Origin of the sequence: Streptomyces sp. 142MFCol3.1, from assembly GCF_000424945.1 — a bacterium.
Lineage (GTDB): Bacteria > Actinomycetota > Actinomycetes > Streptomycetales > Streptomycetaceae > Streptomyces > Streptomyces siamensis.
The window spans coordinates 63760-84760 of record NZ_AUKV01000005.1 but is presented as its reverse complement, the minus strand read 5'-3'; the positions used below and the strand labels follow the sequence as shown (position 1 = coordinate 84760).

Sequence of the window (21001 nt, the reverse complement as noted above, 5' to 3'; positions counted from 1 at the left end):
GTGCGGCGGCCGTTCGTCGACAATCCACGCGTGGCCACCATGAATGTCGACAGGACTGACCGCGGCTTGCCGCGCCGTTCCGCTCCGACCGCGCGGGCCGGAAACTCCTTCGGCACGATCCCGCCGACGGCACTGGTTCTGCTGGGCATCGTCAGTGTTCAGGTGGGCTCGGCATCGGCCAAGCACCTGTTCGGCGAAGTGGGCAGCTTCGGGACAGTCGCGTTGCGGTTGTTCTTCGCGGCAGCAGTACTGATGCTGTTGTGGCGGCCGGCGCTGCGTATGAGCCGTCGCGCGTGGACCGTGGTGCTCGGCTACGGCGTGACTCTCGGCCTGATGAACCTCTGCTTCTACCTGGCGCTGGCGCGGATCCCGCTGGGGATCGCGGTGACCGTCGAGTTCCTCGGGCCACTGATGGTGGCTCTGGCCGGGTCGAGGCGATGGCTGGACGCGTTCTGGGCCGTGCTCGCGGCGGGCGGTGTGGCGCTGCTGATGGAAGGACGCGGCGACCTCGACCTCGACGGTCTGCTGTTCGCCCTCGCCGCAGGAACGTGCTGGGGCCTGTACATCCTGGTCGGCGCGGCGCTGGGCTGCCACACCACGGAAGGCGATGGCCTGGCTCTGGGAATGGCCGTCGCGGCGCTGGTGGCTGTGCCGATCGGCGTGGCCGACAGTGGAACGGCGCTGGCTCAGCCGTGGGTCCTGATCGCGGGGCTCGGCGTGGCGCTGTTGTCGTCGGTGATCCCGTACTCGCTGGACCTGGAAGCACTGCGCAAGATCCCACCGCGTGTGTTCGGCATCCTGATGAGCCTCGAACCGGCGATGGCGGCTCTCATCGGCCTCGTCGTGCTCCAGGAGTCGCTCCACTGGTCGCAGTGGACCGCGGTGCTGTGCGTGGTGGCCGCGTCGGCAGGCGCCGCACGCGGCAGCCGCCCGGACGCCTGACCCCCGCTCCCCGCCCGGCGAGGCATGGCGGAGCGGGCCCGGGCGACGGACCGGGACAGAAGACTTCAACGCATCCTCCGGACGGCCGCCCATCACCTCGACGCCGGTGCTGTCAGCCCGCCCGCCGCGGCCCTCCTGGCCGCCGTCGCCCGCGCCCTGCTGCCTTGGCACGCTGCCCCGAATCCACCGGTCGCGGCCGCGGCCCCCAGGTACGGACCCGTGCCGGGGACGGCGGAAGGCGCGGCGCCGCCGACGAAGGCAGGTGAAGCCCTGCTCCCCGAGCTGACCTCCCTGTTCAGCGCCCTCGTCGCGACGAGGGCGTGCCGACACCGTCGCCTGCCCGGGGTGCGGGGGCAAGGACGGTCCGTGGACGGTGACTTGCGACTGGCGTCCGGTCACGCTGGACTGCCCCTGCGGCACGGTGGACCATCGGCACGGCCTCTCCTTCTCCGAGATGTGGCTCGTGCTGCCGGAGAGCTGACGGACCGTGTACGCGGGTAGGGTCGCGTACACGGGGCGGCCCCCTCGCTGCTTCACGGCAGGCAGGGTGCGTGCCCCGTCCCGGTTTCCGGCGAAGCGGCGCGCCGGACTGGCCGAACAGCTCAACTGACGGCTCCCGAAGGGCCGTACGGCCGAGGGGGCGACCGGACGCCAGTCCCGCGCGATGTGCAACCTCCGCTCTGGGACGGCGGCCCGCAAGGACGCAGAACTCGTTCGCCTCCGGGTCGGCACGCACCACCCGGCTCTCATCGCTCGTGTGGCCGACGTCGGCTTGCCGAGCGTCCAGGTCGAGCCGCGACGGACCTCTGCGTCCCGCTCCGCGTCGGTCGGATCTACGTCGATGAGGGGGCGCACGGCTTCGGGCACCAACTCCGGCCGGACGGGCGCCTGTCGACCGTGTCGGCTGTGTCCGCCATGTACGGCGCGGCCGGCGCGAACGTTCGGCGCCGTGGCCGCGTCATAGAGGCGGACCACCGCGAAGGAGGACTACATGACCGTCCACCGTCCCCGACCACGCACCGCGCTTCCGGTCGTCGCACTCACCGGGGCACTGGTGTGGTCGACCTCGGCCTGTGGCCACGACGCTGTCACGAGCTCGGCCCGACAGGAGAACACGGTGAGCGCCTGGAAGGAACCCGCTTCCTACAGCTACACGCTGGAGTCGAGCGAGGGCGAGCGCTCCCTGATCGGAAAGTTCCGCATCACTGTGCGAGGTGGAAAGGTGTCAAAGGTCGTGGGCCTCGACGACAGCGGACGACGCGTGGTGAAAGGCATGCCCGACGAGGTGCCGACCATCGGGGCGTTGCTCAAGCAGGTGGACCAGGCCCGACGCGACCACGCCGACACGGCCGAGGTGGCCTACGCGGCGGACGGTCACCCCGCGCGGATCTCCCTCGACCTGGACGAGAACGCCGTCGACGACGAAGCGCGGTACGTCATCAGCGCGTACCGCCTGAGCTGACTCGGGTCCTTCCCGCCGTGGCCCGCGCGGCTGCCGCAGAAGCCGATGCCGGGCCCTGCACCCCTGAGGCCGGGCCCTGCCGGGTGCTCCGGCAGGGCCCGGCCTCAGGGGCGGGGCGTCATCAGGACCGCGGCTTCACGGACAGGGCGTCGTCAGGCGGACTTGGCGGTCGCGCGCCGGTATCACCAGTGAGGGCTCGCCCTCCTCGGCATGCGCCGGGGAAGCGACGACCGCGGGAGCGACCGCGGCGGTCGCGGCAGCGGCCACGCAGGCCGCGGAGGTGCGAGGTGCTGGCGCACGGATGGGTCTCCTCGTCGAAACAGGCAGCAAGGCGACCGGAGGTTCGCCATCCGGTCACGTCTTGGACACCTGTAGGGCCTCAAGGATTATGCCGCTTGTTCGGGGAGAGGGAGACGAGGGACCGGGGCAAGGGCAAGGCCACGGAGGGCGTGGCGGTGACGAGCGGGGAGCTGCTCACCATCGCGCGCGGCAACGAGCATCGAAGCCCCAGGTCGGCGGCAGTCCAGCCGGTCGGCTGCCGCCGGGCCCTGGGGGGTCGGGTTTCCGCCTCTTCCGGCGACGCCTTCAGGCCGCCGGTCGATCCGCCCAGGCCTGCTCCAGCGCTCGGGTGAACCCCTGCGGCGCCTGGACACCGCTCACCCCGTAGCGCCGGTTCAGTACGAAGAAGGGCACACCGGTGGCGCCCAGTTCGGCCGCCAGTCGCTCGTCGGCCCGGACCTCGGCGGCGAACGCGTCCGGATTCTCGAGTACTTCCCGAGCCTCCGCGGCGTCGAGCCCCGCCTCGACGGCCAGACTCTGCTGAGTCCGCCTGTCGTACACCGAACGCTCCTCCGCGAAGTTCGCCCGAAAGGCGATGTCCATCAACTCGGCCTGCCGGTCACGCGTCTTGGCGAAGTGGGCGAGCCGGTGCAGGTCGAAGGTGTTCCCGAAGACACGTCCGCCGACGCGGTACCCCAGCCCCACCTCGCGCGCCATGGCCGCGGCCTGCTCCTCCCGGGCCACCTGCTGCTCACGGGTGCGCCCGTACTGCGCGGCGACCGCGTCGATGATCGGTACGTCACCGTCGGAGGCCTGGGGGTTCAGCTCGTAGGAGCGGTGGACGACCTCCACCTGGTCCCGGTGGGCGAACGCGGCGAGCCCTCGATCGAAGCGAGCCCTGCCGACGTAGCACCAGGGGCAGGCGATATCGGTCCATATTTCGACACGCATGTTCCACATCTCCTTGCGATTGCGCGGTAACGCTCTGCGATGGGGCGCCTTCTCCGCCGGGGAGGTCCGCTGACCGAATCCAATATAGACGACCGACCGTCTATTCATACCGCGCCGTAGTGCCGCGTCCGCGCCCTCCGACGCGCGAGGAACGACGGGGAATAGCGGCCCTCCACCCTCTGTTGCCCCATGCATTAGACAGATCTGTCTAATGCATGGGCGAGAGCCCTTGCACCAGTCCCGAAAGTGACCCATGAGTTCTGCATCCACTGCCAAAGCCGATGTCCCCGCGAGCCGCCGAGCCGCGTCCACGCCCGCGCACGCCCGCGCGAGGAAGCCGTTGCTGGGGCCGCTGGCCTCCGTCGGCCTGCTGGCCTCGATCCTCGTGTCACTCCTGGCCGCGTCGAGCGCGCCGACACCGCTCTACGCGATCTACCAGCAGCACTGGGGCTTCTCCCCCATCACCGTGACCGTCGTCTTCGGCGTCTACGCCGTGGCCGTACTGGCCTCCCTCCTGGTCTTCGGCAAGATCTCCGACCACGTGGGCCGACGACCGGTCCTCCTGACAGCGCTGCTGGGGCAGGCCCTCGCGATGGTCGTGTTCCTCACAGCCACCGGAGTGGGAGGACTGCTGGCCGCCCGCATCGTCCAAGGCCTGAGCACCGGAGCAGCGGTCGGCGCGATCGGCGCCGGGATGCTCGACATCGACCCACGCCGCGGCGGCTTCCTGAATTCCTTCGCACCGGCGATCGGGACCGCCAGTGGCGCCCTGGTGTCCGGTGTGATCGTCCAGTACCTTCCCGCGCCCACCCACCTCGTCTACGTCGTGCTGCTCGCGGTCTTCGTCCTACAGGCACTGGCCGTACTCGCTCTGCGCGAGTCGGTGAGCCGGAAGCCGGGCGCGCTGGCGAGCATGGCGCCCGAGATCAAGCTCCCCGCGGCCGCGCGCACCCCGGTGGCCATCGCCGCCCCCGTGCTGTTCGCGGTGTGGGCACTGACCGGCCTGTACGGCGCACTGGGACCGGCCATCGTGAGGACTCTGGAGCACTCCGACTCCGTGGTGTGGGGCGGACTGCCTCTGTTCGTGCTCGCCGGCTCCGCGGCGCTGGCCGTGGTGTTCCTGCGCCGGACCGCGACACAGACGGTCATGCTGATCGGCATCGGCACGCTGGTCGTCGGGGTGACGATCACCCTGGCGTCCATCGCCTCGGGTGCGGGTGGCGTGGTCTCCGTGGCCGGGTTCTTCCTGGGCGGCGCGATCTCCGGCTTCGGCTTCGGCAGTGGCTTCCAGGGCGGCATCCGCATGGTGATGCCGCAGGTCGCCCCGCACGAGCGGGCCGGCGTGCTGTCCCTCCTGTATGTCGTGTGCTATCTGGGTCTGGGCGTTCCCGCAGTCATCGGCGGCATACTGGTCGTGCACGGCGGCGGGCTCGTACAGACCGCCCGGGAGTACGGAGCCGCGGTCATCGCGCTGGCCTTCATAGCCCTGACCGGGCTCGTGGTCAGCGGCCGTCGCGTGGAGCGGGTCGCGGTGGTCCGGTCCCACCCCGAGCCCCGCGCGGTCGTGGCCGCCGCGCAGAGCCCGTGCGTGGCGGAAGCCGCCGCACAGGCAGAGTGAACCGGGCCGTCCGAAACGGGTGAGACGAGTGGCTATCAGGACCGTGCCGAAGGCGTCCGCGCGACAGCGCCTGCTCGACGCAGCCAACGAGCTCTTCTACAGCGAAGGCATACAGACCGTCGGCATCGACCGTGTCATCGAGCACGCCGGGGTCGCCAAGGCATCTCTCTACAACACCTTTCGGAGCAAAGAGGGACTGGTCTGCGCCTATCTCGACCTGCGCAGCACGCGCATTCAGGAGCGGATCGCTCGGACGCTGGCCCGCTGCCCGACCCCACGCGAGCGGCTGCTGGGTATCTTCGACGCCCAGGGTGAGGCGTTCGCCGAACCCGGATACCGCGGTTGTGCCTTCATGCGGGCCACGGCCGAGGCACCGGACGACGGCTCCGTCACCCGCGTAGCCGAGGCCCACCGGGCGTGGCTGCGCGGCCTGTTCACCGAACTGGCCGCCGAGTCCGGCTACGCCGATCCCGAGGCCCTCGCCCGCCAGCTGCACTGTCTGTACGACGGTGCCGCCCACTCCGCGCGCATGGACCGTGATCTCTCGGCCTCCGCCTCCGCTCGCGTCGCTGCTGCGGTCCTCCTCGACGCGGCACCTCTCGCCGAGACCGCCACGTCGGAAGGCCCCCGCACCGGCGGGCCCTCCGAGCCGACGGCGTGAGCAGGGCGGCCGCACCGACAGCGTGAGCAAGGCGGTCGCCCTCGCGCAGGCTGATCGGTGACACCGCGCGGCAACGGCGCGGCGGCCGGCGGCCGATGCTCGCCGGCCGCCGGAGAACACCAGCGTCCGGCGAGCACACCGCCGGTCGCTGTGCTTCCTGCCGCCGCGGCGGACTCAGGCAGTGACCGGTGTGAAACGCACCGGCATTTCCTTGGGACCGCTTGGTGGACACTCCTTGCCCGACCGGGTCGAACCCGTCGGCGAGGCGGAGGTCGGGCGTGGCGTCCAGCAGCTGGTTCACCCCCACCTCGACCTCCGCCTTGGCCGGCGGCGCACCGACACAGAAGTGCCGGCCGAGCGCGAAGGCGAGGTGGTCGGCGGCGGCCGAGAACCGCCGGCGCCGTGGGGGCCTGGAGGGCGGCGCATGCCCTGCGCCGCCTTGCGGGCGAGCGCGCATCGCTGCCCAAACCGTCGGGATACTCCGCCTCGACGCCGAGCGTCGGCCCCACGACCGGCAACTCACCGATCTGGTGGGTGAACTCATTCTGCGGTCACCGGAGTTCACGACCTGGTGGAACGACCACCGGGTGCTACGTTGCATGCACGGCGCCAGGACTCATCATCACCCCGTCGTCGGTGACTGGAGTTCGTCTTCGGGTCCTTCCGAGTTCCCGGGGACGCGGAACAGACCCTGTACGTCTACAACGTGGAACCGGGCTCACCGACCGAACAGGCGCTGCGACTGCTCGAGTCCTGGAACGCACCCGCCCCTGATCACAGGCCGTTTCGCTCCACTCCGCCCTCTGACTGACGCCCCGAGCAAACAACGATGGCTGCGCGCAGGTCGTGGAGGTCGCGGGTCATGAGGTCGGCAGAGGCTGTTCCGTCCAGACGGTCTTGCCGTCGTGGCTGTAGCGGGTGCCCCACCGCTCCGTGAGCTGTGCGACCAGGAAGAGCCCGCGTCCACCCTCGTCCGTGGTGAGGGCCCTTCGGAGGTGGGGGGAAGTGTGGCTGGCGTCGGACACCTCGCAGATCAGGCACTGCGCACGGATGAGGCGCAGGGTGACGGGGCCGGCCGCGTACCGGTAGGCGTTGGTGACGAGCTCGCTGGCGACCAGTTCGGTGGTGAAGGCCAGTTCCGCCAGCCCCCATTCGGTCAGCTTCGCCGTGGTCAGGTCCCTGGCGCGGGCGGCGGCGGTCACTTCCAGGGGGAGCTGCCACGAGGCGACGTTCTCCGGCGGCAGTACCCGGGTACGGGCGATAAGCAGCGCGATGTCGTCGTTGGGGGCGTGTCCGACGGGCAACAATCCTTCGATCACGGCGTGGCAGGTGCGGTCCAGAGGATCGGCGGAGCGGGCGAGACATGCGCGCAGATTCTCCAGCGCGGCGTCGATGTCACCGCTGCGCGCCTCCAGGAGGCCGTTGGTGAAGAGCGTGAGCAGGCTGCCCTCGGGGAGGTCGAGGTCGCACGTTTCGAACGGCAGTCCACCGAGGCCGAGCGGCGGCCCCGCCGGCAGGTCGAGCATGGTCACCTGGCCGTCCGGGGTGGACACGAGCGGTGCCGGGTGGCCGGCGCGTGCCAGGGAGCAGCGCCGGGAGACCGGGTCGTAGACCGCGTAGAGGCAGGTGGCGCCGAGCACCTGCTCCACCGCCGACCGGTTGCCGTCGGCGTTCGCCTCCAGCTCGGCGGCCAGCAGACCGACCAGGTCGTCCAGCCGGGCAACCACCTCGTCCGGTTCCAGGTCGAGGCTGGCCAAGGTACGCACGGCGGCGCGCAGGCGGCCCATCGAGGCCGCAGCGTGGATCCCGTGGCCGACCACGTCTCCCACGACGAGGGCCACCCGTGCCCCTGACAACGGGATCACGTCGAACCAGTCACCGCCGATGCCCGGTTCACCGCTCGCCGGAAGGTATCGGCAGGCCACCTCGACGGCCGGCAGGTCGGATACCGCGCTCGGCAGCAGACTGCGCTGCAGGGTCAGGGCGGCGCTCTGCTGCTGGGTGAAGCGGTGGGCGTTGTCGATGCAGACGGCGGCGCGCGAGGAGAACTCCTCGGCCACCGTGGCATCGTCGTCCTCGAAAGGCTCCGAATGGCGAGCTCGCCACAGGCTCACCACGCCCAGTGCCAGGCCGCGCGCCACCAGAGGCACCACGATCAGCGAATGAACGCCGAGCCCCAAGGCGACCTCGACCCGTCGCCGGTCCATTGCATACCACTCTGGACGGAGGGACAGCAGTCGTTCGAGAATCGTGCGGCGCTCGGCCAGGCACCGCGCCTGCGGAGACTCCGGTATGAGCGGGACCACCTCGCCCTCCTGGAACGGGACCCGGTGTTCCGGGGGCGCGAGGGCCACCCGGAACAGGGAACCTCTCAAACCCCGGGGCGGTTCGTCACCGACCGCCACCGGCTGCAGCAGATCCACCGAGCAGTAGTCGGCCAAGCCGTGAACGGCCACCTCGGCCAGTTCCCGGGCCGTCTGAGTCACGTCCAGTGAGGTTCCGATCCGGGCGCTCGCCTCGTTCAACAGCGTGAGTCTGCGTCGGGCTCGGTGGCGCTGAGTGACGTCCTCGATCGTCTCGGCCACACCGAGAACCCGGCCCGAGGAGTCTTCCATCCGGAACCCTGAGACGGACACCATCCGTTCCCGACCCGGATCATGCCGCGTCCGGGCCGACTGCTCCGTGAAGATCCACGGCTGGCCGGTCTCCAGGATCTGTCGTACCCGCTCCTCGGCCGGACCTGCGTCCTCGTCGACCATGAATTCGCGAGGGCGACGGCCCACCGGCGCCTCGGCAGGGACACCGCTTGCCTTTTCGATCGCGCGGTTGACCCTAATCACTCTCATGTCCGGGCCGTAGGTCACCAGACCGATCGGGGACCGGCGGTACAGACCATCCAGCAGCGCGCGGTCCCGCTGCCAGGCAATGACCTCCGCGGCAGGAGCACCGACCAGGATCCACTCCTGAGCGTCCCCGTCACGGGCGATCGCACGGGCCCGAAAGCCCATCTCCACCCGCTGTCCGTCGCGGTGCCGGACGGGCAGGACTCCGAACCAGCCCCCCGTCCTCATGGCGTCCACGACGACGGCCCGCGCAACGGGCAGGTCACGGGCGTCGATCAGGAGGTCCTGCCACGCCCGTCCGATCACTTCCTTGGCCGTATAGCCCAGCAGTTCCTGTGCACGTGAACTCCAGCCGACCACTGTACCGTGATCGTCGAGCACTGCCGAGGCGCCATGCCCGAGGGCGAACGGATCCTCCGGACTCTCGCTGAAAAGCATCGACGGCGTCCCCATAGCCTCCACCTTGCCTCCGTGACTCCGATGTTCCTCTCCCCGGTCGCGGTCCGCGACTCTCGCGTCCTCTCGGCTCGGCGGTTCGGCGGGGGCGGCATGGCGGCGCTGAGCGCGTGCGAGGAATGGGGCCACCGTCGTTTCCGTCGTTGTTCTCGCAGCCGGCGAGAGTGCTGGCGTGCGCGTCGGCAACAGCCGCGGTGATGATGTCGGCGCGCACGATCCCCCTGGAATGATCGTGCTGAGGACCTCCCACGGCTTGCACCCACCACGCGTCTCGGCCGCATCCACCTCCTGCTCGGCAGGCAGTAGCAAGGGCTGACGGGCCGTCATTCCCGAACGGAAAACACCTCATTCCGATCCCAGTCCTTAGGGGCGCTGTGGGGGGTGGAAGCACCAAGGCACTGCGGAGCGTCGCCGCGGCCGGAGAGATCTCCCCGTTGTTCCGCGAGCCGCTGGCGAAGGTCTGCGACCGGATCGGGTGCTGCGGGAGACCGTGCCGGTCTGACGACCCCGAGCGCGGGCCGGCTCGCCGGCCGCCGGCGCACCGCCGCCCGGGCCACCGTCGAAGCCGGCCGGTCGCGTCAGAGCGGCTCTTCGGTGAGGCACCGGTCAACGGCCGTGCCCGGACGCGTGGGAGAACCTAGGCTGAGAGGGCTCGGGGCCCGCCGTGGATGTCTGCGATGCCTTGGAGTATCTGGTCCAGCGCGATCAGCTTCGGTCTGGTCACTTCTCTGAAGTAACGACTCGATATGCGATAGCCAGGGATCTTGGGGTGCGATGGGCCCTGGCGGTCCTGCGAGGGTGCCTTCGGGAATCATGAGTTCGCAGGTTGATGAGGTGTCGCGTGTTCCGGACGGATGCGGGCCGCTGTCACTCTGCGTCAACTGCGGATGGGAGTTCACCGGTCCCAAGTCCGTAGTGGAAGGACGAGGGCCGGTCGATCCAGGGACAGCCCCTCGTGGTGCTGCAGCAGCCCCATGCCGAAGTCGACCTCCAGGGCTGTCCCGTCCTCCTGGGCCGGCACCATCTGCGTCGCGTCCTGCGTCGACGGGGTATCAGTGTCAGGACGCTGCGGGACCAAGGGCGAGGAGGGCCCGCAGCGACCGGGTGGGCTGCGGCGTGCCCCGCCAGATCAGTGCCTTGCGGTAAGCGAGGGAGGGACTGACCGGGACGGCACTGACTCGGGGGTTACCAACGAGAGCCCGGTCGGTACTCACCGTCAAGGAGACCCCGACGCCCCCCTCCACCAGAGCGACGTGGAGGGCCCCGTCGTTGGTCGCGTACCGGGTGCTGAAGTCGATGCCGGCGGCGTCGAACGCGGACTGCAGCCATGGCCTCAGTCCGCTGTTCTGGCCGTAACTGATCAGGGTCTTTCCGGACAGCAGCTCGATGGGGATTGCCTTCCGACCTGCCAGCGGGGAGTCCGCCGGGACGACGGCCACGATCTCGTCTTCGAGCATGACCACACTGCGCATGCCCTGAGGCAGGGAATGCTCTGGCAGAGCCACCACGGCCGCGTCCAACTCGCCGTTCCCGACGCGCGAGATGAGCTCGGCGCTGCGCCCCTCGACGAGCTGCACGGCGACGCCCGGATACTGGCGGTGGAAGCCGCCCAGGAGCGCGGGCAGACGGGTGTGTTCGACCCCGTCCACGGCGCCCAGGAGGAGCGTGCCGGTGACCAGAGCGGTGCGGGAAGCGAACTCGGCGATCACCCTGTCCGCGTCGGCGAGAGTCCGGCCGGCCATGGGCAGCAGCACCCGGCCGGCCTCGGTCAGCCGGACACTGCGCGCGTTGCGTTCGAAGAGCGCTTCGCCGAGTTCCTTCTCCAGGGAGCGGATCTGGTGACTGACGGCGGGCTGTGCGACCGACAGCCGCTCGGCGGCGCGGGTGAAGCTCTGTTCCTCAGCCACAGCGACGAAGAACCGCAAGGTTCTCAGTTCCACGATCATTCACCTCATTTATTACTGGAATCAAAAATTGGTCTTTGACCTCTGTGCAACTTATCTTCAATGTTGAGGCATGGCAGAAGCGATACAGGCGTCGAAGCGCCTTGACGGCGTTGGTCCGAAGACTGCGGACACCTCTGACCGGACCGGACTCAGCAACAGGCACGTGACGTGCGGAGTGAGCCGCCAAGGTCTTCACCGTGGACGCCCGCCGACGACTGGCGCGAGCACCCCGTCCGCCCTGCACAGCAGACTCGTGACCTGCAACTTCGGATGCGCGGTGCTCAATGCACTGTGGGCACATCGGCGGTGCACTGACGGGCATGCGCTCCGGTCCACCGGTTTCTAGAGTGATGGCATCCGAAGAAGGCGAGCAGATGCCGTGTCCGACGCCGTGGAACCGGGATCCCGGTGCCGGAACCCGCGGCGACGGTCCGCCCGCACCACCTCCTCGCCCTGCCGCCCCGTCGAAGGCCACAAGGCGGTCGCCGGATTACCGAGGGCGGTCGAACCGGCAGTGTCCGGTGGGCCTTCCCCTGCACAAGCCGGCCCGGCTCCAGCCGTGGCCCTCGCTGAAGGAAGCAAGCAATGAGTGATTCGAAGAAGGTCCTGTCCGATCTGGTCCTGTCCACCTCGACGGAACACGCCCCGCTCGACGCGCCCTGGGACGCGATCGACATCGCCGACTGGCTGCTGAACCTCCCGGACAAGGAATACCAGCGCTGCGCTCCGCCCGACCACAAGGCGGCCGGCTACACCACGACCGACGACGGCCGGCCGATGTCGATCAACGTGGAGATGATCGGCACCGGGCTGGTGATCCAGCACTACGTCGCCGAGATCGCCGAGAAGCATCACTGTCACATGGTGTCCCTCTCTGATGTGCTCACCCCGCGTGGCTGGACGACGGTCCAGGTGATCTGGGACCTGTCGGCCAAGGACAACGGCGACGGCACCGTCACCTACACCAACCAGGTCACCAGCCACCCCACCCAGGAATTCATGGAGTTCAACGAGAAGAACGGCGGCACCTTCGAGGAGGCCGCGGCCGCACGGCAGGCCGCCTCCGGTGATCACAACCGGCGGGAAACGCCCCTGTTCGCCGCGAGCATCGCGCGCCACGCCCTGGCACGGAGCTCACGATGACCACGCAGGCGGACCCGCATTCCACGCCTCCGTCGCCCCGCGAAATGGCCCGTGCCTTCACCCCGGCCCTCACCGAGTTGGTGGAGGACCCCCTGTACAGCAAGGTGTGGGCAGATCCCGCCCTCAGTCCCCGGGACCGCAGCATCGCCACCGTCGCCGCGGTCGTGGCGCTCTACCGCCCCGAAGAGCTGCCCGCGCAACTGCGGCGCGCCGTCGACAACGGTGTGACACAGGCCGAGCTCGGAGCGATCATCACGCACATCGCGTTCTACGCGGGCTTTCCCGCAGCCATCAGCGCCTCGGCCATCGCGGCCCGCACGCTCCTGGACTGAGAACGCGCACCCCGCGTTGGCGCTGCCATACGCCGGCCTGGTTCCAGTCCGCCAGCCGGCGCCAGCACGTCATGCCCGAGCCGAAGCCGATCTCCTGCGGCAGGTACCGCCAGGGAATGCCCGTGTACAACACGAAGAGGATCCCGCACAGCACCCGCCTGTCATCGAGCCGCCGACGTCCCGGAAACCGGAAACGCCGCTCGACCGCCGGTAGCAGCGGCTCGACCCGCTCCCAGAGTCCGTCCTCGATTTCCCACGGCCTGCGCCCACCACGCGTCTCGGCCGCACCCACCTCATGCTCGGCAGGCAGTAACAAGGGCTGACGGGCCCGTCTCGCGAGCTTCTCGTAGCAGGTGAGAAAGGCTGCGAGGCCGAGGAAGGCGGGGAAGTGGGAGCCCTTTCGGTCGTACCGGACGGTGAGCCGACGGTAGCCGAAGAGTCAGGCGATCGATCGCTCGATCTTCCAACGGTGTCGGCCGAGCCGCTCGCTCGATTCGATCCCAGGGCGTGCGATGCGCGGGACGAGCCCTCGCTCTCGCACCTGATGGGGCGACACCGAGGCCAAGAGCGACAGCGGCACCGGCGTCACCGGCTGAGGGACGAGGCGTCCCCCATGACGATCACGGGGTGCCGAGCGGGTTCGAGGGCACGCAGCAGCGCTCGCATGTTCTTCCTCCGCAGGCTCACGCATCCGTGTGTGGGGCCGCCATGGTCGACATGCAGCCATATGTAGCCGCCCTTTCCCGCGCCTTGCGGGTGGGTCCCGTCGAGGGGTGATGTTCCGGTCAGGCGGTTGTAGTTGATGGCGACCACGTAGTCGAAGGTGCCCGTCAGTGATTCGCCCCGGAACCCCAGACCGCCGGCGGTGAAGGCCGGCGAGTGGTGGTATGGCAGCTTGGTGCCGGGATCGGCGAGCCGTCCGCCCGCGTCGGTGAGGGAGAACACACCGATGGGTGAGTGGAGGTCGTCCATATGGTGGTCGTCCGTCCAGCCCCTGAGGGCGTTGTGGGCGGGCCAGGTGGGTCCCGGCTCCCAGCCCGCGCCCGTGCGCTCGTACAACACCGCCTGCGCGACGGAGGAGTTCTTGGCCTCGCCGGTGACGAGTACGACCTGACGTGTTCCGGCGGGAATCCTGGCCAGCGTGTGCGGGCCAAGACCGGGCAACTGCGCGGGGACCGAAGCAGTGGGGGCTTCGCCGCTCCCGTCCCCATGCAGGGGCATGGGCTGTCTCGTGCCGGGACCAGCCGTGGCAGCGTGCGCTTCGAGCGCCGCGGGACGGACCGCATCGGTTGTTCCGGCGCCCGAGCATCCGGCGAGGTTGACCGTCAGCGCCAGGACGGTGCCGGGTATGAACAGGCGGTGCGGGCGCCGGCCACCGCGGCTGCCGGCCGGGGGCTCGTCCGGCGGGGCAGGGAGCGGAGCCCGCCGGGACGGACGGTGCGTGGATGACGTCATGATCCTCAACCTGGGTGAACCCGTGCGTGGGTGGTCGGCCTGGGGACGCACTCATCCCATCTGGCGTGTTGGGTCGGTGAGTTGACTGAGCGTGCGTCGGCGGCGAGGAGCGGCGCGGGCCGTGGGGGACGGAACAAGTACGCCGTCCGCCGCCGAGTCACGGAATTCGAGCCGGCGGTCTCGGGCTGCGCCGGCGAGAGCGTGCCTTCAAAGCGCTTCGACTGCCGTGAGGAGAAGCCAGGTCGGAGACCTGGTGCGCATCTCTTCTCCGGCCGGTCAGCCTTCCTCGGCATTCGCCGGTACGGTGATCTGCCGGTCCGCCCACTCCATCTGGGTGGTCGCCTCGAAGTGCATCGTTGCGCCGGACTTCAGCCCCGCGTCCCGTGCGACGGCCGACGGTTCTACCAGCACACTCTGATCGGACAGCAGGGCCCCGGTGGCGGGGTCCACCACCAGCCGCTGCTCCACGTCCCCCAGGACCGTCGTTGCCCTCACCGGGAGGGTGATGGCAACGCCCGCGCGTCCCAAGGGATCGGTGGCGGGGCCCTCGACGTGGATGTCGGGCAGGTCTGCGAGCACTCGGTAGGCGGCCGCCCGGGTACCCGGTCTCACCGGCATGGTGATGAGGTTGGCGATCTGGCGCAGCATCCAGGCGGTGCGTCCGTCAGCGCCACCGTCCTGCCGATACAGCCGGACCAGTTCCTGGCGCAACGTGCCGGTGTCCGTGGGCAGTGCGCGCAGGTCGTGGTAGGAGACGTTGTTCGGACCGAGGGCGTAGATCTTGTTGCCCAGGTTGGTGTGCATGACCATCGGTCGGCTGGTTCCGACGGTGAGGCGCACCTTGAGCCTGCTGTCGGCCTTCACCTGGCTTTCCACCTGATGCGGCGAACCGGCGTCCCGCCACCGTGCCAGGTCCGCAGCGGTGCGTGGTGCGGTCCTCGCGTCCAGACCTGAGACCATCAGGCTTCGGGTACCCGAGCGCACACCCACCGACCACTTCTCGGTGGAGGTGCTGCGCAGGGTGTAGCGCCGTCCCGGCTCGCCGACGACCTCCACATACTCCGAACGTGTGGTCACTTGCCAGTACGTGCCGTCGGCCGCCGAGGTCTCCGCCGCCTCCGCCACACCGAGCAGTTCCATACGGTCGTTCAGCGTGGCGGGTGCGCTGGACGGCGGTCGCGTGCCCGCTGGAGCGCTCGTGGTGTCGCCCGCGTCCTGCCGGACGAGGACGCTGAGCACGACCGCTGACGCCGCGACGGTCGCGACCGCTCCGAGCGGCAGGAGTCGGGGGCGAAACCGGACCGGGGACACCGAGGACGTGCCGACAGGGCTCTCCCGCGATTCGGCTGTGATGTGCGCCAGGTCCTCACGCTGCCGGGGCGAGTCGGCCAACAGGTTCGGGTCCAGCTCGGCGGGCCGGGCTGCCGCGAGCGTCTTCATGACGTCCTGTCGACGCGCGGTTCGCCCGTCGGCCTTCGATGCCTTCACGTGAGTACTCCCTCGGTGTCGGTGTGGCGCACGGAGCGGGCGGGCGGTGCGGACACGGCCTCCATCGCCCGTTCCAGTCGACGGCGGGCCCGGTGCAGCCGGACGGTCAAGGTCGCGGTGGTACAGCCCAGGACCCTTGCGGCGTCCTTCGTGGTCAGTCCGTGCCAGGCGATCAGGGTCAGCAGTTCACGGTCGGCGTCGGACAGACTCGCCAGAGCCTGGAGTGCCGCCTCGCGGTCGGCCAGGTCCGTGGCCACGTCCGTGGCCTCGTCCCGGCCGGCCGTGGCGATGCGCTGTGCCTCCCGGGAGGCGAGGGCGTACTGGTGGCTGTCCCGACGGCGCAACTCGCGCACCAGATTGCGGGCCACGCCCAGCAGCCAGGGCAGCGCGGGGTCCGGGAGTTCCCCCCTTCGTCTCCAGGCCACGGTGAACGTCTCGCTGGTGATGTCCTCACCGACATGACGCCCCACCTGACTCGTGGCGTAGGCGAGGACGCGTGGGTAGCACTCCTCGTACACGTCCCGGAAGCGTTGAGCTTGGGTCACGCGCCGTCTCCTCGTGTCGGCTCTTTCAACAGGTAATGCGCGTGACGGCCGGGTTATTACAGGCTGAGTGAACGATTTTGTTCGATGGCCTGCCGCTGCTTCGAAAGGGGGGTGTGCTTCGTGCGCTGCCCCCATGACCGCCGGCGCCCGCGGCCACCGGTGGCCGCGGGCGCCAACGATCGTGCGCGTTGCCTCAGCTGAAGTCGGGCGCGCTGCCGCGCGTGCGCTTGATCTCGTAGAAGCTCGGCGTGGACGCGACCGCGAGGACGCCGTCCCACAAGCGGGCGGCATCCTCTCCCTTGGGTGCGGGGTTCACGACGGGGCCGAAGAATGCGACGGGATCGCCGCCCGCATCCTGACCGGGAACGGCGATGATCGGGCTGCCGACGTCCTGGCCGACCAGGGTGATGCCCCTGTGATGGGACGCCCGCAATTCCTCGTCGTACTGCTCTGTGTCGCCGGCCTCGGCCAGGTCCACCGGCAGCCCGACCTCCCGCAGCGCGGCTTCCAACGTGGCCCGGTCCTTGGGCTGCTGCTGCAGGTGGTAGCGAGTGCCCAGCGCGGTGTAGAGGGGTTCCAGTACCTCGGGACCGTGCTTGAGAGCAGCAGCGGTCAGGACACGCACCGGCGCCCACGCCTCGCCCATCAGTACCCGGATGCGCTCGGGCAGCTCGTCCAGGCGGTTCTCGTTCAGGACCGACAGGCTCATCACGTGCCACGACACCTGAACGGGCCGAGCCTTCGCGACGTCCAGCATCCAGCGGGAGGTGAGCCAGGTCCACGGGCACACGGGGTCGAACCAGAAGTCGACGGGTGTAGGGGAATCGGGAGAGGTCGATGTACGCATGGGGACTCCAATCGCCGCTGCTGAAGGTGCCGTTGTGAGCCGATGCCGACCGATGGCCGTCAGGCGGCAGCCAGGTCCGCATCGGCGAGGGCGCGGCCACCAGGTCGCCGCTCTCCCGTGATGACGTAGGTCTGGCTCATGAGCCCTCCGGCAGACCGTGCGGTCGCGACGGGCACGACACCTGATAATTAGCCGACCGGTCGTCTAATATACCAAACAGGCGACAGCCACTCGGGAACTCCCGGTCACCGATTCCCGAGCGCGCCGCCACGGCGCCGGCCTGCACACCGAACGCCGTGACGGAAAGGAAATCGGCCTCTCACGATTCCCGCGGACGGGGACTACCCGGCGACACGCTCCGTCCGCACCCCCGAAGCAGCCCCACCCGCCTTCATTTGAGGATCTCCAGCAGCCGGTCCCCCAGGATCGCGGCGGAATGAGGGTTCTGTCCGGTGACGAGGTTCCGGTCCTCGACCATGTACGGCTCCCAGATCGGACCGCGGCTGAAGTCGACGCCCACCTTTTCCTTGAGGTCGGTCTCGAGCAGCCACGTCGACCTGGAAGCGAGTCCGACGGCTTCTTCTTCCTCATTCGTGAAGCATGTGACCCGGTAGCCCTTGAAAGGCGACTCGCCATGGATCCTGGTGGCCAGCATCGAGGCGGGCGCGTGACACACGATCGCCAGCGGCCTGCCCGAGGCGAGCTGGGCCGTCAGCAGCCGTCCCACGTCCGCGTCGAACGCCAGGTCAGCCATCGGACCGTGGCCACCGGGCAGGTACACGGCGTCGTAGTCCTCCAGGCGGACATCCGACAGCTTGAGCGGCCGACGCATCACTTCCGCGGAACGGATGATGGCCTCCAACTCCAAGGCCCCTTCCTCGCCACCCGCCATGGAAGGACGCAGGCTCATCATGTCGACGTTCGGGACCACCCCGTTCGGTGTCGCGACCACTACCTCATGGCCGGCTTCCGTGATCTTCTTGTACGGCATCGCGAACTCTTCGGCCCAGTACCCGGTCGCGTACCTGGTGCCGTCCTTGAGCACCCAGTACGTCGCCCCGGTCACGATGAAAAGGACTTTCGCCATCGCACTCCACCTCCTCGCCCCCGCCCTCCCCGCGGCGGGGCCCAACTGACTTCCAGCATGTGACCAGATCCGGTGCGGTCGCCCCGGTATGGCTGGGCGACAGCTGAAACTCCTCCCGTTCCGTCGAGTCGGAACGCCGACGCGTGAAGCGCCGGCCTGTGCACGTCCCGCGGCATGTCCCGGCTCAGGCCGGGAATCCGAACACGGGCGTAAGAGTGGCCCGCGCCAAGCCGTGGGCGACGAGCCGGAAGCCCGGCCGGGCAGGAGTCGCCTCCGCAGTGACGTCGAGCGTGGGGACGTCCAGCGCGTGGACTACGCACATGCAGCGGTGAGGGGCGTCGCCTGGCGGGGGTGCTGCGCCGAGGCGGCCACGCCGACCGGCAGTCGTTGACCGGCACCTTGGCCGGAGCCGGCAGACTCTTCGCGCCGACGTCGCCCGCACCGGCAGACAGTTCGTTCACCGACGCCGGAATGTCGTGGACGACCCGGTGCCGGAACCCGCCGACCGTCAGCGCGTCCGGGTCGAAGCAGGTGACCGCGAAGCTCGGCGTCCCGGCGGGGTGACCGCTCCAAGCCAGCCGCGGCGAGCGGTCCCGTCCCGGCCCGCCGAAGACGGCACCGCTCCGAGCCACTCCCAGCGACTCCCGGCCGGTGATCTCGGCGCTGCGCAGCTCGAACGTCGGCACCGGGGGCAACAGACTGCAGGGGTCGAGCGAATGAGACATACCCGTCTCCGTGCTCATGGCCGCCGGATGGAGACCTGGGGCGGCCCGCCCCGGCGTTCACGGATCCACATGCGGTAAGCGCGAACTCTTCGGCCCGATAACCGGTCGCGCACGTGATGCCACATTGAGCACCCGGTACGTCACCTCGGTCACGATGACGGGCACTCCACCATGAGGCATCACCTCCTCACCCCTATTTGACAATTCAGGGATGATTTGAACGGCTACCAGCCTAGGTACGACTCCGCCCAGGCGCATGTGGACAGACGTTCCACGGCGCCTCTGCCGGCGGCGCAGTGCGGCCGCGCAGCGTGCCGTCGGATCCGGCCGGCCGTGCGGCGCCTGCGTGCGATGGACACCGCGCCGATGCCGACCAGCCGCGACCGCGAGACCGGCACCCGCAACGACGGGAGTGCCGCTCGATGTGATCGCGTGGCACCCTATGCACTGCCCAGCGGGGCGATCGCGTTCTCACACACGGGTGCCCTGCGCGCCGGGGCGCTGCTTCCGGGCGTCGACTACGGCCCGCTCCAACACGGCGGTCCAGTTGATGACCGTGCCGGGCTTGATGCCGTCGGCCTGCTTGACCTGGACAGCGCGGCTGCCGAGATAGGCGTATGTCTTGGGGTCGAAGATCCACTCGGTGCGGTCGCCGCTCTTCTGGTCGACGTGGGCCAGGGCGATGCCCTCGCGTCCCGCGGCGTCCTTGGCATGGTCCACCACCACCACCCCGGGGATCTTGGCCGCGGCCCGGTACAGCGCCACGTTCAGCTTCGCCGGTGCGAGCTGCTCCGCCAGCAGGTCGCCGACCGTGGTGAATGCCTCCTGGTCCGGGGAGTTCCCCTGGCCCTTGGTCTCCTTGTAGATCTTCTTCAGCAGGGCGTCCGGGTCGGTGGGCAACGTCTTGAGGTAGTCGTAGGAGGCGGCGCCCAAGCTGGGCTCGACGTCGCTGTCGAGGGTGACACCGCCCTTGGGCTTGTAGCCGGGCTCGTCCAGCCAGCCCTGCTTGCCGTCGGGCGAATTCCAGACCTCACGGATGTGCAGGGGCTCGACCAAGGTCCTGGAGTCGTCCGCGTCGGTGTGCGATTCGAGGAGGTAGGAGACCTTGCTCTTGATGTAGATGTACTGACCCGGGCCGGGTTCGGGCGTCTTGCCGGCCGAGGCGGCGGCGGCGATGCGCTCGACGGTGGAGGCGAGCCGGGCGGTGCTGCCGGGCTCGATGCGGACGACCGGCGCTTCGACCGGGGGCGGGGTGGCCGTGGCAGGGCCGGTGCCCCCGGAATTGGTCAGCGCGGTGAAGGCGAAGGCGCCGGCCAGGGCGGCTGCGACCGGGACACCGATCAGCAGGACACGGCGTGCCGGGCGGCGGGCCGGCGCGGGGGCGGATGCGGGGGCGGTGCGCTGGATCTCGCTCATCAGGTGCTCCTCGAGAAGCAGGTGACGGTCGAGCGACAGGTGCGGGTCTCCGGGCGTCGGCAGCAACCGAGCCAGCTCCGCGTAGTCCAGCGGCTCCTCGCGCCGCGACTTCTTGCGGGTCATTCGGACCTCTCCTCGTACGACTCGTGTGACCGGGCCGCAGAAGCGCGGCCGCCCTGTACTTGTCCGTTGCGCGGCAGCGGTTCCCTGCGCTTTCTCAGTTCTTCCTCGGCCAGCCTGCTCAGCCGTCTGCGGGCGCGGGACAGGCGCGAGCGCACGGTGCCGACCGGGACACCGAGCACGGCCGCCGCCTCCGCGTAGCCGAGCCCGGACCACACGCACAGCGTGAAGACCTCGCGCTCACTCCGGCGCAGCTTCTTCAGCGCCCGCTGGGCGGCGGCCAGCTCGTCGGCATCGGCCATGCGCCCGACGAGTTCGTCGGCGAAGTCCGGGACCGCTTCCTTGGCCGGCAGCCGCTGCAGGGCCCGCTGGTGACGGCGCGCCGCGCGGGTGGTGTTGCGCAGTACGTTCACGGCGATGCCCATCAGCCAGGGGCGCGGGCTGTCGCCCTCGTCCCGCAGCTTGGCGCGCAGCCGCCACGCCTCCAGGAAGGTCAGCGAGACGATGTCCTCGGCAACGGTCCAGTCCCCGGTCACGCGCACCGCGTGCCGGTGGACCAGTCGGGCGTGGTCACGGAAGAGCTCGCGGAATGCCTCGGGGTCGCCTGCCCGTATCCGGGTGTGCAATGAGTAGTCCACGTCAAGCCTTGTCCAAACGGCGGGGCGGGTTCCCGTGGCGTGGGTCA

Annotated in this window: 19 protein-coding genes and 4 pseudogenes; 7 read left to right on the top strand and 16 right to left on the bottom strand. The window is 69.7% G+C overall.

Annotated elements, in window-relative coordinates; all coding sequences use genetic code 11:
• Both H305_RS0108560 and H305_RS0108550 read left to right on the top strand, forming a co-directional pair.
• On the top strand, positions 1-942 hold the full coding sequence (locus H305_RS0108560) for an EamA family transporter (RefSeq protein WP_234020660.1): 942 nt from the start codon (positions 1-3) through the stop codon (positions 940-942).
• 991 nt (positions 943-1933) lie between these two features.
• Positions 1934-2404, top strand: a complete 471-nt coding sequence (locus tag H305_RS0108550; RefSeq protein WP_028800027.1) for a DUF6174 domain-containing protein — start codon at positions 1934-1936, stop codon at positions 2402-2404.
• Positions 2405-2989: 585 nt separating this feature from the next.
• On the opposite strand, the gene H305_RS45010 is transcribed toward H305_RS0108550, so the two are convergent.
• Positions 2990-3634, bottom strand: a complete 645-nt coding sequence (locus tag H305_RS45010) for a DsbA family oxidoreductase (protein ID WP_037763031.1) — start codon at positions 3632-3634, stop codon at positions 2990-2992.
• A 253-nt stretch (positions 3635-3887) separates the two neighbouring features.
• Here H305_RS45010 and H305_RS0108540 point away from each other — a divergent pair, with 253 nt between their 5' ends.
• A complete protein-coding gene (locus tag H305_RS0108540; protein WP_234020659.1) occupies positions 3888-5252 on the top strand; it encodes an MFS transporter in 1365 nt (454 codons plus the stop codon).
• Positions 5253-5280: 28 nt separating this feature from the next.
• On the top strand, positions 5281-5913 hold the full coding sequence (locus tag H305_RS45005) for a TetR/AcrR family transcriptional regulator (protein WP_199791363.1): 633 nt from the start codon (positions 5281-5283) through the stop codon (positions 5911-5913).
• A 174-nt stretch (positions 5914-6087) separates the two neighbouring features.
• On the opposite strand, the pseudogene H305_RS54555 reads toward H305_RS45005, so the two are convergent.
• Positions 6088-6304 (bottom strand): annotated as a pseudogene (locus tag H305_RS54555) (cytochrome P450); the annotation flags it as partial.
• Here H305_RS54555 and H305_RS50325 point away from each other — a divergent pair.
• Entirely contained in the window at positions 6234-6779 is a 546-nt protein-coding gene (locus H305_RS50325; RefSeq protein WP_234020706.1) for a hypothetical protein, read from the top strand. The pseudogene H305_RS54555 and the gene H305_RS50325 sit on opposite strands and share 71 nt — an antisense overlap.
• Here H305_RS50325 and H305_RS0108530 read toward each other — a convergent pair.
• From H305_RS0108530 to H305_RS0108520, 3 genes are all read right to left on the bottom strand, one after another.
• The gene (locus tag H305_RS0108530) at positions 6774-9209 is read right to left on the bottom strand and encodes a SpoIIE family protein phosphatase (RefSeq protein WP_028800025.1); all 2436 of its coding nucleotides are present in this window, start codon (positions 9207-9209) and stop codon (positions 6774-6776) included. The two genes, H305_RS50325 and H305_RS0108530, sit on opposite strands and share 6 nt — an antisense overlap.
• 898 nt (positions 9210-10107) lie before the next feature.
• Positions 10108-10236 (bottom strand): hypothetical protein, encoded by a 129-nt coding sequence (locus H305_RS55720; protein ID WP_267880787.1) that lies wholly within the window; start codon positions 10234-10236, stop codon positions 10108-10110.
• 34 nt (positions 10237-10270) lie between these two features.
• Positions 10271-11152 carry a LysR family transcriptional regulator gene (locus tag H305_RS0108520; protein ID WP_028800024.1) on the bottom strand — a complete coding sequence of 294 codons (882 nt, stop codon included), beginning with the start codon at positions 11150-11152 and terminating at the stop codon, positions 10271-10273.
• A gap of 591 nt (positions 11153-11743) precedes the next feature.
• On the opposite strand from H305_RS0108520, the gene H305_RS0108515 reads away from it, so the two are divergent.
• Positions 11744-12301, top strand: coding sequence for a hypothetical protein (locus tag H305_RS0108515; RefSeq protein ID WP_028800023.1), 558 nt, complete (start codon positions 11744-11746; stop codon positions 12299-12301).
• A complete protein-coding gene (locus H305_RS0108510; protein ID WP_037763028.1) occupies positions 12298-12633 on the top strand; it encodes a carboxymuconolactone decarboxylase family protein in 336 nt (111 codons plus the stop codon). The genes H305_RS0108515 and H305_RS0108510 overlap by 4 nt, the downstream gene beginning before the upstream one ends.
• Positions 12634-12652: 19 nt before the next feature.
• Here the strand turns inward: H305_RS0108510 and H305_RS50320 are convergent.
• From H305_RS50320 to H305_RS0108470, 11 genes and pseudogenes are all read right to left on the bottom strand, one after another.
• A pseudogene (locus tag H305_RS50320) lies at positions 12653-12925 on the bottom strand (transposase); the annotation flags it as partial.
• A 39-nt stretch (positions 12926-12964) separates the two neighbouring features.
• Positions 12965-13150: pseudogene (locus tag H305_RS56315) on the bottom strand (IS5/IS1182 family transposase); the annotation flags it as partial.
• A gap of 68 nt (positions 13151-13218) precedes the next feature.
• Entirely contained in the window at positions 13219-14088 is an 870-nt protein-coding gene (locus tag H305_RS0108505; protein ID WP_420708034.1) for a L,D-transpeptidase family protein, read from the bottom strand.
• A 276-nt stretch (positions 14089-14364) separates the two neighbouring features.
• Positions 14365-15576: a CU044_5270 family protein gene (locus H305_RS0108500; protein WP_028800020.1), complete on the bottom strand. Its 1212-nt coding sequence runs from the start codon at positions 15574-15576 to the stop codon at positions 14365-14367.
• Complete coding sequence (locus H305_RS44995; RefSeq protein WP_037763022.1) at positions 15573-16121, bottom strand: RNA polymerase sigma factor; 549 nt, start codon at positions 16119-16121, stop codon at positions 15573-15575. The genes H305_RS0108500 and H305_RS44995 overlap by 4 nt, the downstream gene beginning before the upstream one ends.
• A 193-nt stretch (positions 16122-16314) precedes the next feature.
• Positions 16315-16968, bottom strand: coding sequence for a DsbA family protein (locus H305_RS0108490; protein ID WP_028800019.1), 654 nt, complete (start codon positions 16966-16968; stop codon positions 16315-16317).
• 391 nt (positions 16969-17359) lie between these two features.
• On the bottom strand, positions 17360-18055 hold the full coding sequence (locus tag H305_RS0108485) for a type 1 glutamine amidotransferase domain-containing protein (RefSeq protein ID WP_028800018.1): 696 nt from the start codon (positions 18053-18055) through the stop codon (positions 17360-17362).
• Positions 18056-18239: 184 nt separating this feature from the next.
• Complete coding sequence (locus H305_RS55715; RefSeq protein ID WP_267880786.1) at positions 18240-18377, bottom strand: hypothetical protein; 138 nt, start codon at positions 18375-18377, stop codon at positions 18240-18242.
• A 169-nt stretch (positions 18378-18546) separates the two neighbouring features.
• Positions 18547-18780 (bottom strand): annotated as a pseudogene (locus H305_RS55710) (YbhB/YbcL family Raf kinase inhibitor-like protein); the annotation flags it as partial.
• Between the two features lie 471 nt (positions 18781-19251).
• On the bottom strand, positions 19252-20319 hold the full coding sequence (locus H305_RS0108475; RefSeq protein WP_028800016.1) for a CU044_5270 family protein: 1068 nt from the start codon (positions 20317-20319) through the stop codon (positions 19252-19254).
• Positions 20316-20954: an RNA polymerase sigma factor gene (locus H305_RS0108470; RefSeq protein WP_028800015.1), complete on the bottom strand. Its 639-nt coding sequence runs from the start codon at positions 20952-20954 to the stop codon at positions 20316-20318. Before H305_RS0108470 ends, H305_RS0108475 begins: the two co-directional genes overlap by 4 nt.
• Positions 20955-21001 lie beyond the last annotated feature (47 nt).

What these genes read in the sequence shown, in the direction of transcription:
- H305_RS55720 (WP_267880787.1), bottom strand. Translation starts at nt 10,236, where the DNA reads ATGGTGCCGGCCCAGGAGGACGGGACAGCCCTGGAGGTCGACTTCGGC.
- H305_RS0108475 (WP_028800016.1), bottom strand. Translation starts at nt 20,319, where the DNA reads ATGACCCGCAAGAAGTCGCGGCGCGAGGAGCCGCTGGACTACGCGGAG.
- H305_RS0108505 (WP_420708034.1), bottom strand. Translation starts at nt 14,088, where the DNA reads ATGACGTCATCCACGCACCGTCCGTCCCGGCGGGCTCCGCTCCCTGCC.
- H305_RS0108530 (WP_028800025.1), bottom strand. Translation starts at nt 9,209, where the DNA reads ATGGGGACGCCGTCGATGCTTTTCAGCGAGAGTCCGGAGGATCCGTTC.
- H305_RS55715 (WP_267880786.1), bottom strand. Translation starts at nt 18,377, where the DNA reads ATGTGCGTAGTCCACGCGCTGGACGTCCCCACGCTCGACGTCACTGCG.
- H305_RS0108490 (WP_028800019.1), bottom strand. Translation starts at nt 16,968, where the DNA reads ATGCGTACATCGACCTCTCCCGATTCCCCTACACCCGTCGACTTCTGG.
- H305_RS0108515 (WP_028800023.1), top strand. Translation starts at nt 11,744, where the DNA reads ATGAGTGATTCGAAGAAGGTCCTGTCCGATCTGGTCCTGTCCACCTCG.
- H305_RS0108540 (WP_234020659.1), top strand. Translation starts at nt 3,888, where the DNA reads ATGAGTTCTGCATCCACTGCCAAAGCCGATGTCCCCGCGAGCCGCCGA.
- H305_RS0108550 (WP_028800027.1), top strand. Translation starts at nt 1,934, where the DNA reads ATGACCGTCCACCGTCCCCGACCACGCACCGCGCTTCCGGTCGTCGCA.
- H305_RS0108485 (WP_028800018.1), bottom strand. Translation starts at nt 18,055, where the DNA reads ATGGCGAAAGTCCTTTTCATCGTGACCGGGGCGACGTACTGGGTGCTC.
- H305_RS45010 (WP_037763031.1), bottom strand. Translation starts at nt 3,634, where the DNA reads ATGCGTGTCGAAATATGGACCGATATCGCCTGCCCCTGGTGCTACGTC.
- H305_RS0108510 (WP_037763028.1), top strand. Translation starts at nt 12,298, where the DNA reads ATGACCACGCAGGCGGACCCGCATTCCACGCCTCCGTCGCCCCGCGAA.